Genomic DNA, 16,411 nt, shown 5'->3' on the forward strand with positions numbered 1-16,411 from the left:
CGCGTGCCGGCCTCGCAGAACGTCGTCCGACGCCCTGCAGCCGGCTCCCTCGCGTTCACCGGTCCCGTCCGCGGTGCCGTACCGGCCGCTCGTCGAACCGGATTCCCTCGACGCGTGGCAATTCCCCTCGTCGGTTTCTGTGCGTCGTTCGCCTTCGTGTCGGCCTCGCTCGTCAACCCCTTGGCCGGTGCCGAGGCCGCGACGACCGTTCCGGGCGCTGCGTCGGTGCTGACGGCCCCCGGTCAGACCCTCACGGTCGCCGGTGCCGCCGTGACCGTCGCCGACCGGGACGCCTACGGCGTGACCGAGTACGTGCCGCCGCCGCCCCCGCCCGTCGTGGTGGCCGAGACCGAGGAGCCCGCGGCCCCGTCGGGTGCGACGTCCGGCTCTGCCAAGAAGTCGTCGTCTGCTCCCGTGGCGGGTACCCCTGACCCGGGCAGCGCGAAGGCCGTCGCCGCCGAACTCGTGGCCGCTCGCGGCTGGGGCTCCGACCAGTACGACTGCCTGGTGTCGCTGTGGCAGAAAGAGTCCAGCTGGAACGTCTACGCGTCCAACCGGTCGAGTGGTGCCTACGGCATTCCCCAGGCCCTGCCGGGTAGCAAGATGGGCTCCGTCGGTGCCGACTGGCAGACCAACCCCGCCACGCAGATCACGTGGGGGCTGAACTACATCGGCGGCCGCTACGGCAACCCCTGCGGTGCCTGGGCCCATTCCGTCGCCAACAACTGGTACTGATCCGTCGCACGGCCCTCGACCTCGGGGGCCGTTGCTACGCTGGTCGTCATGCCCCGCAGCAACCGCTCCCGTCGCTCGCGCGACCGGCGTGACGCCGACGAGGCCTACGACGTCACCCGAGCGTCGTTCGGCGGATTGACGGTCGAGACCAAACACGGGCGTTCGTTCAACGTCCAGTCGGTCTCGGCGACGTCGGCCGTCAAAGAGTACGTCTGCCCCGGCTGCTCCTTGGGCATCGCTCCCGCGACGCCGCACGTCGTGGCCTGGCGTGCCGACGGGCTGTTCGGTGCCGAGGACGACCTGGCGGCCCGCCGCCATTGGCACACCCACTGCTGGAGGATCTCGTGACGACCCCCGACGCCGACTCTCTCGAGATCCGCGGGGGCGTCCTGTTGCCCGCGCGCCGCGAGGACGTCCAGCTGCACACCGGCGACGGTCTGACCCTGGTGGGCGAGCTGAGCCTCCCGGCGGACCGCGAGCCCGTCGGCACGATCGTCGCGCTGCACCCTCTGCCCACCGCCGGCGGGTTCATGGACTCCCACGTCATCAGGAAGGCCGCGGCCCGTCTTCCGGCCCTGGCCGACCTCGCCGTGCTCAGGTTCAACTTCCGCGGGGTGTCGTCTCCGCGAGGTCGGTCCGAGGGCGAGTTCGGCGAGGGGGTGGCCGAAGCGGCCGACCTCGCCGCCGCCGTGGCCTTCGTGGGCGATCGCGGTCTGCCCACCCCGTGGTTGGTGGGTTGGTCGTTCGGCACCGAGGTCGCCCTGAAGCACGGCCTCGACGTCGAGGTGGCGGGCGTCGTGCTGCTGTCCCCACCACTGCACCGCACGTCCGACGCCGAACTCGGGGCGTGGCACGACTCCGGGCGGCCCGTGGTGGCCGTCGTGCCCGAGTTCGACGACTACCTGCGTCCCGACGAGGCGCGACGTCGCTTCGCCCTCGTTCCCGAGGCCGAGGTGGTCGCGGTCGAGGGAGGCAAGCACCTCTGGGTCGGCGAGAAGCAGACCAGTCGCGTGCTGACCGAGATCGTCCGTCGGGTCGCGCCCGGTGCCCTGCCGCTGCCGTCCACCTGGCCGCCCCGCGCCTCCTGACGGTGCGTCCGCCGTCGGCGGGCGGTCCGCCGCGCCGGGCCCGGAGCGACCGGGGCGTGGCGCGTCTCAGAGCTGGTTCTGGCGTGGCACGTAGACCTCGCGGATGATCAGCAGGATCGACGCGGCGACGGGGATGGCGATGAGTGCGCCGAGCACTCCCAGCAGGGTGCCACCGACGAGGGCCGCGATGACGACGATCACGCCCGGGACGCGGACCGCCCGCCGCATGATGCGCGGGCTCAGCAGGTAGGCCTCGACCTGCATGTAGACCAGGTAGTAGACGGCTGTCGTCACCCAGGTGGCCGGTGATTGGGGCAACAGCGCGATCTGCGCCAGCACGATGATCGCCGAACCGCTGATGGTGCCGACGAGGGGGATGATCGACCCCAGGAACGCGATGAACGCGAAGACCGCCGGCTGTTGGGCTCCGATGATGGTGAGGAACACGAAGCTCAGGATGCCGTTGAGCGCCGCGAGCGTGAACTGGCCGATGACGTACCGACCCACCGATTGGCTGATCTGTTCGGAGATGTCGACGAACGTGGCCCGCTTCGAGGCCGGGACGAGCTGGTAGAGCGCGCGCTTGACGCTGTTGATCGACGAGGTGAAGTAGATCGTCAGGATGACCACGACGATCGTGCCGAAGAGGCCGTTGCCGATCGCGACGCCGACGGCGAGGACCCCGCCGCCGATCGTGACGACGTTGTCGGGGTTGGTCAGGAAGTCGACGATGGAGTCGAGCGCGTCCTGCACGTCGAAGACGTTCTGGGGGACGAGTTCTTGCAGGTTGTCGACGAACTGCTGGGTGGTGACGCTCTGCAGGTACGACGTCAGCGCCTGGATGAGGCTCGTGGTCTGTTGCACGATGACGGGCACGATCGCGAAGACGACGCCCACGAAGGCGCCCACCACGGCCACGAGGACGATCACGATGGCGATGCCCCGGGGCACCCGGCGCTTCTCGAGCCACGAGACGACCGGGTCGAGCCCCAGCGAGATGAACAAGGCCGCGCCCACGTAGGTCAGGATCGTCGAGAGCTGCCCGACGGCGCCCCCGATGACGAGGGCGACGAGCACTCCCAGCCCCGCGAGCAGACCGATGCGGAACGGGTTGTGGATCTTCACGGGCGGGCTCCTGTCGACGGCACGGGCCGGTCGAGGTCACGGCGGCACCGACTGCCCGACACGGCCTGTCGCCCTACTCTGACGTACCGCCGCCGACTTGTCCGATCATGCCACGCAGGTTCTCGAAGTACTCCGCGACGGCGTCGCGTTCGGCCGTGATCTCGGCCAGGCGTTCTTCGGCGTCGCCGATGAGGTCGTCGGCCCGCTGCTGGGCGTCGGCCAGGATCGACCGTGAACGTTCGTCGGCGTTGGTGAGCACGTCGTGGGCCGTCTCGTCGGCGTCCGTCCGGGTGGTGCGGGCGTACTCGAGCGCGGTGCGTTCGAGGTCGTCGGCCTCGCGCCGGACCTCGGTGGCGCGACGGGTGGCCTCGGCGAGCTGCTCGGCCGCCGCGTCGAGCAGCTCCTGGGTCTCGGCGACGGCGTGCTGGTGTCGCTGCGTGAGCTCGACCTCCGCCTCGTCGCGACGGGCCAGCAGTTCGACCTCGAGGTCGGCGCGCCCATGGTCGACGTCGCGGCGCAGGTCGGCGATGGCCCGTTCGCGGTCGGCCTCGAGCCCGGCGCGGACCCGGACGTCGTCGGCGGCCAGGCGGGCGCGCTGGGCCTCGGTCTCGTCCGCCAGGGCGGCGCGTGCCTCGGCGGCCTCGGCGGCGAGTTCGGCGCGTGCCTGCTCGATCTCGGTCGCGAGTTCGGCCCGCCGGTCGGCGTCCTCGCGGGCGAGACGGTCGGCCTGCGCCTCGCTCTCGCGGGTGAGGCGCTCGTCGGTCTCGACGGTGATGCGCGCGATGCGTTCGCGTGACGTGGTCTCGGCGAGGTCGAGTTCGTCGCGGCGGCGCCGGGTCTCGCGGTCGAGCTCGGTGCGGGCGTCGCCGACCTCTTTCTCGAGTTCGGCACGGGCCTGTGCGATCTCGGCCGCGAGGCGGTCACGACCGGTCGCGATCTCGCGCTCGAGCTCGACCCGGGTGGATTCGACCTCGTCGGTGAGGTCGGCACGGGTGGCGTCGACGTCGCGGGCGAGGAGCGCGCGGGTCTCGGCGACCTCGTGGGCGAGCTCGGCACGGGCCGCGGCGACGTCGCGTTCGAGTTCGGCGCGCTGGGCCGCGACGTCGTCGGCCAGCTCGGCGCGGGCGGCCGTGATCTCGCGGTCGAGTTCGGCGCGGCGGGCGCCGACCTCGGCGTCGAGGTCGGCGCGGGTGGTCTCGTCGAGGCGGGCCAGCTCGGCGCGGACGGTGAGGCCCTCGCGCTCGAGGTCGGCGCGCTGCCGCCCGGAGTCGCTCTCGAAGACGGCTCGGGCCTCGCGCGTGTCGGCGGCGAGGGTGTCGGCCTCGTCGCGGGCCTCGGCGAGGTCGCGGGCGACGGCGGCCCGCTGCTCGGCGACCTCGTGCTCGACCTCGGCACGCAGCGCGGCTGCTTCGCGTCGAGCCGTCGAGACGTTCTGGGCCGCCTCGGTGGCGGCCGAGCCGCGGATCGAGATGGCGTCGCGCTGGGCCTCTTGCAGCAGGTCGCGTGCTTCGGCCTTGGCGCGTGCGACCAGACGGTCGGCGTCGGCGGTGGACTCGGCGACCTGCGCCGCGGCGCGGCCCCGGGCGTCGTCGAGCACGGACGTGGCCCGTTCGCTCGCGTCGTCCAGCAGGCGCTTCGCCTCGGCCGTCGAGGACGAGCGCAGGGCCTCGGCGTCGATGTCGGCCTGGCTGATCACCAGGGTGGACTGCTGTTCGGCCAGACGCAGGGTCTGCTCGAGCTTGCTGCCGAGACCGGAGTACGTGGGGGTGCCGGCCTCTTCGAGCTCGGCACGGATCTCGTCCACCCGCTGCTGGAGGAACGCGACCTCGCTCGCCCGGTCGGCCCGGTCGGCGTTGGCCTTGATGAGCTCCCGCCGCAGGTCGCCGAGCACCCGGTCGACCTCGTCCTTGCGGTAGCCCCGGAGTTCGATGCCGAAATCGGCTTCGTCAGCAGCCACGGTGTCTCCTTCGATGCAGGGTTCGGACCAGGGGAGCGCGGCCCGCGACACGATGCTAGTGGGAGGCCCTCGACGGACCCCGATCCACGGGTTAGGTGCCTCTCAGCCTCGTCGGATACGCTGAGCCGTCTTAAATTCTGCTGCCGCGCCCGGCCCCCTGGCCAGGCTCGTGCGAGGCCCGTCGTCGACCACGACGGTTCCTGGCGCCCCGACCGGGATGGTGGCTCGGAGGGAGAGAAACGTGCGTTTCATCGTCGCAGTCGTCGTCGTCGTCCTGGCGGCGGTGATGGTGGCGTTGGGCTTCGCCCAGCGCACCGTCTTCGCACCGCCGCCGAGCGTGTCGTCCCAGGTCGACACCGCCGACTCCGACGCGACCGTCACGGTCGTCCCGGCCTCGGCGCTGCACGGCCGCGACGGGCGTCAGACGGTCTCGGTGTCGGGCGGCGACACCGCCTTCGCCGCCTACGGCCGCACGTCGGACGTCCTCGGGTGGGTCGGCGACGCCAGCTACAACGAGGTCGAGTACGACGAGGCGTCCGGTCGGCTCGTCAGCCGCACGATCGCGGGCGACACCACCGAGGTGCCCGACCCGACCGACTCCGACCTCTGGTTCGACCAGTTCGCGGGCAACGACCTCACGTTCTCACTCGACGCGCCCGACGACGTCTCCCTCGTCATCGTCTCGGACGGCACTCAGCCCGCCCCGTCCGACGTCCGCATCACCTGGCCGCTCTCGACCGCGACGCCCCTGGCCGGGCCGCTGATCGTCGGTGGGCTCGTGGTCCTGCTGATCGGCATCGGCCTGTACGTCTGGGCGATCCTGCACCACCGCCGGACGCGCGGCCCCCGTCGGCGCTCGGGTGACGGGAAACGACCCCGCCTGTCGCGTCGGGCCGGTCGCAAGGCGGTCAAGGCGCTCGACGCCGCCGGCACCGAGACCCTGGCGCCCGGCCGTGGTCGTGCCCGCGGCATCCGTCGGTTCGTCGCCGTGGCGCCGATCGTGCTGGTCTCCTCGCTCGCCCTGTCGGCGTGCACCGCCGACTACTGGCCGCAGCAGGCGCCGGCGGCGGGTTCCGACTCGTCCACCCCGACCCCGACGCCCACCTCGACCGACGGCACGGACTCCGGCGACCAGGGCAACGCGCTGCAGCCCCCGGTGATCAGCGTCGCCCAGGCCAAGCGCATCGTCGAACGCATCTCGGCCACGGCGACCGAGGCCGACGCCTCGCTGAACGCCGACCTCGCCGCCACCCGTTTCACGGGTCCGGCCCTCGAGCAGCGTCAGGCGAACTACACGATCCGTTCCAAGGACGCCGCCGCCGCCGCGCCCCTGGCGATCCCCACCGGCACCGTCACGCTGACGCTGCCTCAGCAGGCCGACTCCTGGCCGCGCTCGGCGTTCGTCGTCGTGCAGGACGCCGACGCGAGCGTGGCGCCCGTCGCCCTCACCCTCGAGCAAGAGAGCGCCCGCGACCCGTACAAGGTCGAGTACGCGGTCAGCCTGCAGACGCAGACCCCGTTGACCGTCGCACCCGCCTCGATCGGCGCCGCCCGGCTCTCGCCCGACGTCAAGCTGCTCACGCTGCAGCCCGACCAGCTGGCCGAGGCCTACGGCGACATCCTGCGCAACGGCGACGAGAGCCAGTACGCCGCCCAGTTCCAGACCGAGGGCGACACGCTGCGCGAGAAGATCGGCAAGGCCTACAAGGACGCGAAGCGTGCGGCCCTGCCCACCACGGCGTCCATCGACTACACGTCCCAGGCCGACGACGAGACCCCCGTCGCCTTCGCCACGAACGACGCCGGTGCCATCGTCTCGGTCGCGCTGAACGAGATCGAGACCGTCAAGCCGACGGCCACGGGTGCCAAGGTCAATCCCGAGGGCACCGTCAAGACCCTGCTGGGGCTCGACGAGTCGTCGAAGGGCATCGAGGCGACCTACGGCGTCGAGCTCTTGTTCTCCGTCCCGCCCGTCGGCAGCGACGACCCCATCGTCCTGCTCGGTTTCAGCCAGGCCCTCACCTCTGCCAAGGAGCTGCCATGACCAACCTCCCTCCCGTCCCCGCCGGTCTCCGCGGCGCCGTCGACCTCTCGTCGCTCGTCAACCGTCCGCCGGCCCCCGCCCCGGCGGGTCCGTCCGCGGGGGCGCCCGTCGACGGCGCGCCCGCGGGAGGCGCGGGTGGCGTCCCGGCCCCGTCCGCCGGTCAGATCGCGGTGCCGGGCCTCGTGCTCGACGCCACCGACGCCACCTTCACGCAGGTCCTCGAGATCAGCAACACCGTCCCCGTGATCGTCGACCTGTGGGCGGAGTGGTGCGGCCCGTGCAAGCAGCTGTCGCCCGTCCTCGACAAGCTGGTCGCCGAGTACGCCGGCCGCCTGCTGCTCGTCAAGGTCGACGTCGACGCCAACCCCCAGCTGACGCAGGCCTTCCAGGCGCAGTCGATCCCGGCGGTCGCCGCCGTGATCGGCGGTCGTCCCGTCCAGCTCTTCGTCGGAGCCCTGCCCGAGGCCCAGGTCCGCGACGTCTTCGAGCAGGTGCTCGAGCTGGCCGCGCAGAACGGCGTCACCGGCACGGCGGTCGTCGACGGCGCCCCGGTGGGCGAGGCCGACGAGGTCGAGCCCGAGCCGGAACCGCTGCCCCCGCACCACCAGGACGCCTACGACGCGATCGACCGGGGCGACTACGCCGCGGCCATCACGGCCTACAAGACCGCCATCGCGCAGGACCCTCGTGACCAGCTCGCCGTGGCGGGCCTCGCCCAGGTCTCGCTGCTCGAGCGACTGCAGGGCGCGTCGCTGGCCGACGTCCGTGCGGCGGCCGCGGCTGCGCCCACCGACCTCGACGCCCAGCTCGCCGTGGCCGACCTCGACCTCAGCGGGGGGCACATCGACGACGCCTTCGACCGCGTGCTGACCGTGTTCCCGTCGCTCGACCCCCACGGCCGTGACGCCGCCCGGGCCCGCCTGCTCGAGTACTTCGAGATCGTCGGGGTGGACGACCCCCGGGTGGCGACCGCCCGTCGTCGTCTGGCGATGCTGCTGTACTGAGCCGCGCCTCCTGCACGGACGACGGAACCCCCGCGACCCGGAAGGGGCGCGGGGGTTCCGTCGTGTGCCGGCGTCGGATCAGCGGCGCAGCTTCAGCCAGACGACCCCGAGCGGCGGCAGCTGGACGTCGGCGGCCGCGGGTCGACCGGCCCAGGGCTCGTCGGTGGCGGTGACTCCGCCGAAGTTGCCCACGCCCGAACCGCCGTAGACCTCGGCGTCGGTGTTGAGGATCTCGTCCCAGCGACCGGCCTCGGGCAGACCGAAGCGCATGTGCACCGGTTCACCCGAGAAGTTCGCCAGGACGGCGATCGACTCGCCCGAGCCGGACTTGCGCATGAAGGCCACGACGCTGTGCTGCGCGGCACCGCCGTCGATCCACTCGAAGCCGTCGGTGTCGAAGTCGTGCGCCGACAGAGCGGGCTCGTCGCGGTAGACCTCGTTGAGGCGGGCCACCAGGCCGTGGAGCCCCTGGTGGGCGGGCTGGTCGAGGATCCACCAGTCGAGCCCTCGTTCTTCGCTCCACTCGCCGGGCTGGCCGAACTCGCTGCCCATGAAGAGCAGCTGCTTGCCGGGGTGGCCCCACATGTAGGCGAGGTAGGCCCGCACGTTGGCGAGCTTCTGCCACTCGTCGCCGGGCATCTTGTTGAGCAGGGACCCCTTGCCGTGCACGACTTCGTCGTGGCTGATCGGCAGCATGAAGTTCTCGCTGAACGCGTAGACGAACGAGAACGTGATCTCGCCGTGGTGGTGCGAGCGGTAGAGCGGGTCCTCGGCGACGTAGCCGAGGGTGTCGTGCATCCAGCCCATGTTCCACTTGAGGCCGAAGCCCAGGCCGCCCTCGCTGGTCGGGCGGGTGACGCCGGGCCAGCTCGTGCTCTCTTCGGCGATCATGACGATGCCGGGGTGGCGCTTGTACGCCGTCGCGTTCGCCTCTTGCAAGAAGCTGATCGCCTCGAGGTTCTCGCGCCCGCCGAACTCGTTCGGCAACCACTCGCCCTCGTTGCGGCTGTAGTCGAGGTAGAGCATCGAGGCGACGGCGTCGACGCGCAGCCCGTCGATGTGGAACTCCTCGAGCCAGTACAGCGCGTTCGAGACGAGGAAGTTGCGCACCTGCGAGTCGCCGAAGTTGAAGACCAACGTGCCCCAGTCGGGCTGCTCGCCGCGGCGGGGGTCGGAGTGCTCGTAGACGGCGCGACCGTCGAACTTCGCGAGGGCCCACTCGTCCTTCGGGAAGTGCCCGGGCACCCAGTCCATGATGACGCCGATCCCGGCCTGGTGCAGGCGGTCGATCAGGTAGCGCAGGTCGTCCGGGCTGCCGAAACGGCTGGTCACGGCGTAGTAACCGGTGACCTGATAGCCCCAGGAACCGCCGAAGGGGTGCTCGGCGAGCGGCATGAACTCGACGTGGGTGAACCCGAGCTCGCCGACGTACTCGATGAGCTGGTCGGCGAGTTCGCGGTAGTTCAGACCCGGTCGCCATGAGCCGACGTGCAGCTCGTACACGCTCATCGGTCCGGAGTGGACGTCGTTCTCGGCCCGGGCGGTCATCCAGGCGTCGTCGGCCCAGGCGTGGGCGGCCTTCGTGACGACGGAACCGGTGAGCGGCGGCACCTCGGAGGTGCGCGCCATGGGGTCGGCGCGCTCGACCCAGACGTCGTCGGGGGTGAGCACCTCGTACTTGTAGATCCCGTCCGTGACGCCGGGCACGAAGAGCTCCCAGACGCCGTTGCCGTCGAGGCGGCGCATCGCGTGCCGCTCGCCGTCCCAGCCGTTGAGGTCGCCCTTGACGCGGACGGCGCGGGCGTGCGGCGCCCAGACGGCGAAGGAGGTGCCGGTCACGCCCTCGTGCTCGCGGACGTGGCTGCCGAGCATCTTCCAGAGCTGCTCGTGGCGCCCCTCTCCGAAGAGGTACAGGTCGAACTCGGTGACGGTGGGGGTGAAGCGGTAGGGGTCGTCCGAGACCCACGCCGCGCCTCCTTCGTAGGCCGCCTCGACGGTGTAGGCGCCCACGGGCTCGTTCGTGACGCCCTGCCAGAGGCCGTGGGCCACGTGCTCGAGGGCGAAGGACGACCCGGAGGCGCCGGTCACGGTGACGGTGTCGGCCAGCGGTCGGACGACGCGGACGGCGGTGCGACCGCCGCGGGGGTGGGCACCCAGGACGGCGTGCGGGTGGCCGTGGGTGCCGTTGGCGGCCGAGAAGACCTCGTCGTCGCCCAGGGCGAAGGAGGTGTCGGGCTCGGTCGGGGGAGTGGTGGTCATCGGGTCGCTCCTACGGGGCTCGGTTGAGGTCGACGGAGAGGACGTGCACCGGTTCGACGAAGGCGTCCAGTCGGACGTAGTTGTCGTCGCCCCAGGTCCACGACTGACCGGTGATCAGGTCGCGCACGGTGTAGGTGCCACCGGGCTGCAGGCCGAACTTCGTGACGTCGAGGTGGACGGTCGTCTCGCGCGCCGAGTGCGGGTCGACGTTGGCGACGACGATGATGCCGTCGGCGCGTCCGCTGCGGGTGTGCGCACGGGACAGGTACTTCGAGAACACGAGGATCGACTCGTCGTCGCTCGAGTGGATCTCGAGGTTGCGCAGCTGGCGCAGGGCCGGGTGGGAGGCGCGGATGCGGTTGAGCTGCGTCAGGTACGGCGCCAGCGAGGCCCCCGCCTCTTCGGCGGCGGCCCAGTCACGGGGCTTGTACTCGTACTTCTCGTTGTCGATGTTCTCTTCGCTGCCCGGGCGGGCGACGTCCTCGAAGAGCTCGTAGCCCGAGTAGACGCCCCAGGTCGGCGAAGCCGTCGCGGCGATCGCGGCACGGATCTTGTAGGCCGCGGGACCGCCGAACTGCAGGTAGGGGGTCAGGATGTCGTGCGTGTTGACGAAGAAGTTCGGGCGCAGCCAGGCGCTCGTCTCCTTCGACAGCTCGTCGAGGTACTCCTCGAGCTCCCACTTCTCGTTGCGCCAGGTGAAGTACGTGTACGACTGGTGGAACCCCACCTGCGCCAACGCCTGCATCATGGCCGGCTTCGTGAACGCCTCGGAGAGGAAGATGACCTCGGGGTTCGTCTGCCGGATCTCGTGCAGCAGCCACTCCCAGAAGCGCACGGGCTTCGTGTGCGGGTTGTCGACCCGGAAGATCGTGACGCCGAGTTCGATCCAGTGACGGACGATGCGCAGCACCTCGCGGCTGACGCCCTCGTAGTCGTTGTCGAAGTTCAGGGGGTAGATGTCCTGGTACTTCTTCGGCGGGTTCTCGGCGTAGGCGATCGTCCCGTCGGGCAGGGTCGTGAACCACTCGGGGTGCTCGGTGACCCAGGGGTGGTCGGGCGAGCACTGCAGGGCCAGGTCGAGCGCGAGTTCGAGACCGGCGTTCTTCGCCGCGTCGACGAACCAGCGGAAGTCGGCGACCGTGCCGAGGTCGGGGTGCACCGCGTCGTGCCCGCCGTCGGGCGAACCGATCGCGTAGGGCGACCCGGGATCGTTCGGCCCCGCGGTCAACGTGTTGTTCGGGCCCTTGCGGAAGGTCGTCCCGATCGGGTGCACGGGCGGGATGTACACGACGTCGAAGCCCATGCGGGCGATCGAGGGCAGGCGGCGGGCCGCGGTGCGGAACGTGCCGCTCTTCCAGGTGCCGTCGGCCTGCTTGCGGGCGCCCTCGCTGCGGGGGAAGAACTCGTACCAGCTGCCGAGGCCGGCGCGGCTGCGTTCGACGCGGAGCGCCTCGGGGGCGCTGCGCGTGACGAGGCTCGCGAGCGGCGTCACCAGGAGGACCGCGGCGAGGCGCGGATCAGTGGCGACGCGGAGTCGCGAGGCGGGGGAGAGGGCGGGGTTCGCGAGGGCCTTGGCCGCGTCGCGGATCAGGGTCGTGTCGGGGTAGTTCTCGACGGCCTCGGTCAGCAGTCGACTGCCGAGGGCGAACGTGACCTCGACGTCGAGACCGGCCGGCACCTTGATCTCGGCCGCGTGCAGCCACGTGGCCCAGTCGTCGGTGTAGGCCTCGACCTGCCAGGACCAGTCGCCCTCGACCTCGAGCTGCACCTGGGCCGTCCATCGGTCGGTGCCGGGGATGCCGGCGACCATCCGGTGCCGGGTCTCGGCGCCCTCGGGGTCGATCGTGACGAGGTCGGCCCCGATCAGGTCGTGACCCTCGCGGAAGACGGTCGCCCCGAAGGTGACCACCTCGCCGGAGAAGGCCTTCGTCGGGAACACTCGGTCGGGGGTCGTCGGGGTGAGGCCCGTGATGGGGATCCGCCCGACTCTGGGTTCGTATGCTGTCGCCACGTTGTCGACCGTACCCGGTCTGGCCCGCCCGGTCCCGGCCCGGGGCCCCGCAGGGCCGACGGTCGTGGATCGGGGTGCGGAAGAGGCGTTTCGGGGTACAAAAGTGTGTCCGCCCTGTCGCCGACAGACACTCCGGTCCGTTTTGTCCCCCCAACTGGGTGCATGCATCGGCATGAATCCCCTGTCGGCACTTTGGGGGACCGCGTAATGTCGATCCTGTCGTCGCGGCCTGCCCGCCCGAAGAACCCGAACTCCTCGAGAGCCCGGCGCCCGACGACACCGATCGGCCGCCCGACCCGGAGCCGACAGCCCCTGCAGCGCCGTGCGCCACCCCGAAGTCGACCCGACCGACGGCGCACGGCGGTGCTCGAGCGCGCCACGGCGCGCGGAACAGGACCGACATGAACAAGCTCGTCACGGGTGCCGTCGCCGGTGCCGCCGGCATCGCCCTCCTCCTCGGCGGCGCCGGGACCTTCGCCCTCTGGAACGCCAGCACCGAGGTCAACGCCGCCAGCGTCGCCTCGGGCACGCTCTCGCTCACCCAGTCGTCGGCGGGCAGCTGGACCGACGTGACGAACGGTCGCAGCACGGCCCTCACGGCCGCCCAGGTCGCCGCCTACAAGATCGTCCCGGGCACCAAGCTGCAGTTCACGCAGCCGATCACGATCGCCGCCTCGGGCGCCGACCTGCGCGCCGACCTGACCTACGACGCGGCCTCGGTCACCGGCAGCCTCAAGCCGTACGTGACCAACACGATGGCCCTGTCGACGGCCGCCGGCGGCACGACCCTGCCCTCGGGCGTGACCGCGGGCAGCACGGCCGGCAGCTACGTCGTGGCTCCCGTCTCCGCGGGCAGCACCTCGGCCGTCGTGACCTTCGTCGTCGAGCTGCCCTCGACGGTGTCCGACGCCGCCAGCCAGGGCGGCACGCTCGACCTGAGCAAGCTGACCTTCACGCTGAAGCAGCGCGCCATCGCGTAGCGGGTGTCGGCGGCCCGACGGCCACCGCACCCCGTCACCCACCGGCGACCGGACCGCACCCGACGCGGTCCGGTCGCCCCCTTCCGTCCGTCCGTCCCGCCCAGGGACCCACGGGCCGCCGCCTCGCACGATCGACCACCAGGGGGTGAGACGTTGACCGGACCGTCCCGCGGACGCGCGCGTCACCGCTCGGTCGAGCGCGCCTCCTCGTCCCGCCGTCCGCTGCGCTCCCTGTGGGCGGCGACCGCCGTCGTGGCCGGCGCGGTCACCGTCGCCCTCGTGGCGACCGGGGGGACCTACGCGCTGTGGAACTCCTCCGTCAAGCCGACGGCCGTCACGGTCGGGTCGGGGACGGCGGGCCTCTCGGTCGGCGCCGTCAAGGCCCTCGACACGTCCGCGCTCGGCCCCGGCGGCTCGACCGCGGGGACGTTCACCGCGACCAACACGGGGTCGGTCGACCTGGCCATGCGGGTGTCGGCCGGGACCACCACGGCGTCCGCGTCCGCCCTGCCCGGCGAACTGACCGTCAGGCTCGCCGCCGTGGCGAGGGCCGCGGACTGCGTCGTCGGCGTCGGCGGCTACTCGGCCCGGCCCGCCGCGTTCGACACGGGGAGCGGGTACTTCACCTTGCCGGCCGGAGTCACCGTCACCGGCTGCGTCGTCGTCACGCTCGACTCGGACGTCCCGGCGACCCTGCAGAACCAGACCTCGTCGATCGGGCTCGTCCTGACCGGGACGCAGGTGGCCCCGTGACCGGGCGCCGCACCGTGACCGGGCGCCGCACCATGAGCGGGCGTCGGCCCCGGACGACCACGCGATCGACGCTGGCCGCCGTCGTCGTGGGCGTGATCGTCGGTGTGGCCCTGGCCTCGGGAGGCGCGGCGTCCGCCCTCTGGACGGCGTCCGCCACCGTCACCGAACAGGTCAGGACCGGCGCCGTCGGCCTCACGGCCGGCACCCTCGACGCCCTGCAGGCCGACTACGCCGGATCGACCAGGTCGCTCACGGCGCCCTGGACGTTCACGAACTCGGGGACGGTCGCGGCGTCCTACTCGACGAGCGGCAGCCTGAGCTCGGGCAGCTCCGCCGCCCTCGCCGCGTCGATCGCCGTCGTCGCGTGGCCGGTGACCGCCGCGTCCGCCTGCACGTCGACGACCGCCGTCGGCCCGGGCAGCGTCAGCGGCACCTGGTCCGCCGTGCCGAACCTCATCGGGACGTTGGCGAGCAAGGCCGCCGCGACCTGGTGCCTCCGCACCTCGATCGCGACGTCCTCTCCCACCGGGCGCGTGAACCCGGTCCTCACGGTGTCGCTCGCCTCCGGGTCGTGGGCCGCCACGCCGCAGGACCGCCGGATCGTCCAGAACAACACGATCGTCCCCCCGCAGACGGCGGTCTGCCGCACCGACGGCGAGGCCTACGCCTGGCTCGACTTCGACCCGTCGACCCGGGCGACCGCGACCCGGTACGCGACCTTCGTCGGCGGCACCCGGATCTCGAACGACGAGCGGACCGGCGACTACCCGCACTTCGCGTTCACCCGCGACAACCTGCCCAGGGACCCCTTCGGCGACGGCCCGATCCACGTCGACATCCGCGTGATGGTCGACGGGCAGCCGACCGACCTCATGGCCGTCGGCACGGTCACGGTGGTCTACGACCAGTACGGCACGAGGAACATCCAGTGCGGGTGACCGGCGGTCGGGCGGTCGCGGTCGTCGTCGCCGTCGCGGCGGTCGTCCTGGGCCCCGGCGTCGTCTCGGCCGCGGCTCCCGCCACGGCCTCGACCGCGCCCCGCCTCATGGTGAGCGACGACGGCCGACACTGGCAGGGTCGCCTCGACTCCGCTCTCTTCGGCGACGGGCTGCGGCTCGTCCCCGGGGCAGGCACGACGGGCACCTTCTTCGTCAAGAACCTCTCGAGCGAGCCCGCCGTGCTCAGCGCCCGCCTCGTCGACGTCACGACCTCGTCGCCCGCGTTCGCCGAGGCGGTCACGGTCCGTTCGCACTCCGACCTCGACGTCGGCGACCTGCCGCCCGTCACCCTGTCCGGAGACGGGTGCACCCCCGTGCTCGCGCCGGTCCGCCTCGCCGCCGGGCAGGAGGCCCCGGTCACCGTCTCGGTCGACCTCGACGCCTCCGCCGCCGCGGGCACCGGTGACCAGACCCTGGACTTCGCCGTGCTCGTCACGCTCACGGGGCTGGCCGGGTCGGCCGTGCCGGCGGGCTGCGCGTCGGCCGGGACCGCCGGCGCGGCGGACCCCGCCGAGACGAGCACAGGAGGCGCGGGAGGCGACCGTGCCTCGAGCGCGACGATCGAGGCGCTGGCGACCCGCGCCTCCTCGGCCGGTGCGGCCGGCGGGACGGCGCCCTCCGTCGGCGACGGCGCCTCGCGCGGGGCCGCAGACGGGTCGGGCGCGGACACCGAGCTGCCCGTCCACTCCCTGGACGTGCTCGACGACTTCGTGCCGGAGCCCTTGCGGGGCAGTTGGCTGCCGCTGCTGATCGCGGCGATCGCGGTGCTGTCAGGCGCTTTCGTGGCGGTCGGACGCCGTCGCCCGGACGAGGTCGACCCCTCGGGGGAGCAGCCGTGAGCGGCCGCCGCGCCGCGGTGAGCGGTCGCCGCGCCGCCGTGAGTCAGAAGGGCCTGCTGCACGCTCTCGGCCTCGGCCTCAGTGCGGGGCTGTTCGTGCTCGTGCTCGGCCTCGCGACCGTGTTGGTCGTCGTGCCGAAGGTCGCGGGGGCGACGCCCCTGACCGTGTTGACCAGTTCGATGGAGCCGCGGCTGCCCCCGGGCACGCTGATCGTGGTGAAGCCGACCCCGACCGACGAGATCCGGATCGGTGACGTCGTGACCTACCAGATCGAGAGCGGCCGCCCCGAGGTGATCAGCCACCGGGTGACCGAGATCGTGTCGTCGTCGGACGGCGGCACGGCGTTCGTCACCCAGGGCGACAACAACTCCGAACCCGACGAGGCGCTCGTGCTGCCCGAACAGGTCCGCGGCACGCTGTGGTACTCGGTGCCGTGGCTCGGCTTCGTCAACCAGGTCGTGAACGGCGACGCCCGGTCGTGGATCGTGCCGCTGCTGGCGATCGCGCTGCTCGGCTACGCGGGCTACTCGCTGGCCGCCGGCCTCGTGGAGGCGCAGCGACGGCGGGCGGGGACGCGGAAGGCCCGCCCGGCCCCGCGCTGAGCGGGGGCCGGACGGG

General features: G+C 72.1%; 14 protein-coding genes. 10 read left to right on the forward strand and 4 right to left on the reverse strand.

The window, feature by feature from the left end; all coding sequences use genetic code 11:
* The first annotated feature begins 114 nt into the window (after positions 1 to 114).
* From ARTHRO9V_RS06830 to ARTHRO9V_RS06840, 3 genes are read left to right on the forward strand one after another with little or no spacing between them, the layout of a single operon-like run.
* Positions 115 to 735, forward strand: coding sequence for a lytic transglycosylase domain-containing protein (locus tag ARTHRO9V_RS06830; RefSeq protein WP_236556955.1), 621 nt, complete (start codon positions 115 to 117; stop codon positions 733 to 735).
* Between the two features lie 48 nt (positions 736 to 783).
* Positions 784 to 1,083: a hypothetical protein gene (locus tag ARTHRO9V_RS06835; RefSeq protein WP_056046157.1), complete on the forward strand. Its 300-nt coding sequence runs from the start codon at positions 784 to 786 to the stop codon at positions 1,081 to 1,083.
* Positions 1,080 to 1,823 carry an alpha/beta hydrolase gene (locus ARTHRO9V_RS06840; protein ID WP_236556957.1) on the forward strand — a complete coding sequence of 248 codons (744 nt, stop codon included), beginning with the start codon at positions 1,080 to 1,082 and terminating at the stop codon, positions 1,821 to 1,823. The genes ARTHRO9V_RS06835 and ARTHRO9V_RS06840 overlap by 4 nt, the downstream gene beginning before the upstream one ends.
* Before the next feature lie 66 nt (positions 1,824 to 1,889).
* Here the strand turns inward: ARTHRO9V_RS06840 and ARTHRO9V_RS06845 are convergent, their stop codons facing one another.
* Both ARTHRO9V_RS06845 and ARTHRO9V_RS06850 read right to left on the reverse strand, forming a co-directional pair.
* Positions 1,890 to 2,948: an AI-2E family transporter gene (locus tag ARTHRO9V_RS06845; protein ID WP_123570340.1), complete on the reverse strand. Its 1,059-nt coding sequence runs from the start codon at positions 2,946 to 2,948 to the stop codon at positions 1,890 to 1,892.
* 73 nt (positions 2,949 to 3,021) lie between these two features.
* Entirely contained in the window at positions 3,022 to 4,905 is a 1,884-nt protein-coding gene (locus ARTHRO9V_RS06850) for a DivIVA domain-containing protein (RefSeq protein ID WP_159826302.1), read from the reverse strand.
* A 241-nt stretch (positions 4,906 to 5,146) separates the two neighbouring features.
* Between ARTHRO9V_RS06850 and ARTHRO9V_RS06855 the strand changes: the two genes are divergently transcribed.
* A complete protein-coding gene (locus tag ARTHRO9V_RS06855) occupies positions 5,147 to 6,949 on the forward strand; it encodes a hypothetical protein (protein ID WP_159826304.1) in 1,803 nt (600 codons plus the stop codon).
* The gene (locus tag ARTHRO9V_RS06860; RefSeq protein ID WP_159826306.1) at positions 6,946 to 7,953 is read left to right on the forward strand and encodes a tetratricopeptide repeat protein; all 1,008 of its coding nucleotides are present in this window, start codon (positions 6,946 to 6,948) and stop codon (positions 7,951 to 7,953) included. The genes ARTHRO9V_RS06855 and ARTHRO9V_RS06860 overlap by 4 nt, the downstream gene beginning before the upstream one ends.
* Positions 7,954 to 8,031: 78 nt before the next feature.
* Here ARTHRO9V_RS06860 and glgB read toward each other — a convergent pair whose 3' ends face one another.
* Complete coding sequence (gene glgB, locus ARTHRO9V_RS06865; RefSeq protein ID WP_159826308.1) at positions 8,032 to 10,212, reverse strand: 1,4-alpha-glucan branching protein GlgB; 2,181 nt, start codon at positions 10,210 to 10,212, stop codon at positions 8,032 to 8,034.
* Positions 10,213 to 10,222: 10 nt separating this feature from the next.
* Positions 10,223 to 12,223 (reverse strand): alpha-1,4-glucan--maltose-1-phosphate maltosyltransferase, encoded by a 2,001-nt coding sequence (locus tag ARTHRO9V_RS06870; RefSeq protein WP_236556958.1) that lies wholly within the window; start codon positions 12,221 to 12,223, stop codon positions 10,223 to 10,225.
* Positions 12,224 to 12,624: 401 nt separating this feature from the next.
* On the opposite strand from ARTHRO9V_RS06870, the gene ARTHRO9V_RS06875 reads away from it, so the two are divergent.
* The 5 genes from ARTHRO9V_RS06875 to ARTHRO9V_RS06895 all read left to right on the forward strand — a co-directional run bounded on the left by ARTHRO9V_RS06875 (position 12,625) and on the right by ARTHRO9V_RS06895 (position 16,395).
* Complete coding sequence (locus ARTHRO9V_RS06875; protein ID WP_159826312.1) at positions 12,625 to 13,203, forward strand: alternate-type signal peptide domain-containing protein; 579 nt, start codon at positions 12,625 to 12,627, stop codon at positions 13,201 to 13,203.
* Between the two features lie 153 nt (positions 13,204 to 13,356).
* Complete coding sequence (locus ARTHRO9V_RS06880) at positions 13,357 to 13,956, forward strand: TasA family protein (protein ID WP_159826314.1); 600 nt, start codon at positions 13,357 to 13,359, stop codon at positions 13,954 to 13,956.
* Entirely contained in the window at positions 13,953 to 14,894 is a 942-nt protein-coding gene (locus ARTHRO9V_RS06885; RefSeq protein ID WP_159826316.1) for a hypothetical protein, read from the forward strand. Before ARTHRO9V_RS06880 ends, ARTHRO9V_RS06885 begins: the two co-directional genes overlap by 4 nt.
* Positions 14,885 to 15,793 carry a hypothetical protein gene (locus tag ARTHRO9V_RS06890; RefSeq protein WP_159826318.1) on the forward strand — a complete coding sequence of 303 codons (909 nt, stop codon included), beginning with the start codon at positions 14,885 to 14,887 and terminating at the stop codon, positions 15,791 to 15,793. The genes ARTHRO9V_RS06885 and ARTHRO9V_RS06890 overlap by 10 nt, the downstream gene beginning before the upstream one ends.
* The gene (locus tag ARTHRO9V_RS06895) at positions 15,790 to 16,395 is read left to right on the forward strand and encodes a signal peptidase I (RefSeq protein ID WP_159826320.1); all 606 of its coding nucleotides are present in this window, start codon (positions 15,790 to 15,792) and stop codon (positions 16,393 to 16,395) included. The genes ARTHRO9V_RS06890 and ARTHRO9V_RS06895 overlap by 4 nt, the downstream gene beginning before the upstream one ends.
* Positions 16,396 to 16,411 lie beyond the last annotated feature (16 nt).

Origin of the sequence: Frigoribacterium sp. 9N (assembly GCF_902506305.1) — a bacterium.
In the GTDB taxonomy this organism is placed as follows: Bacteria; Actinomycetota; Actinomycetes; order Actinomycetales; family Microbacteriaceae; genus Frigoribacterium.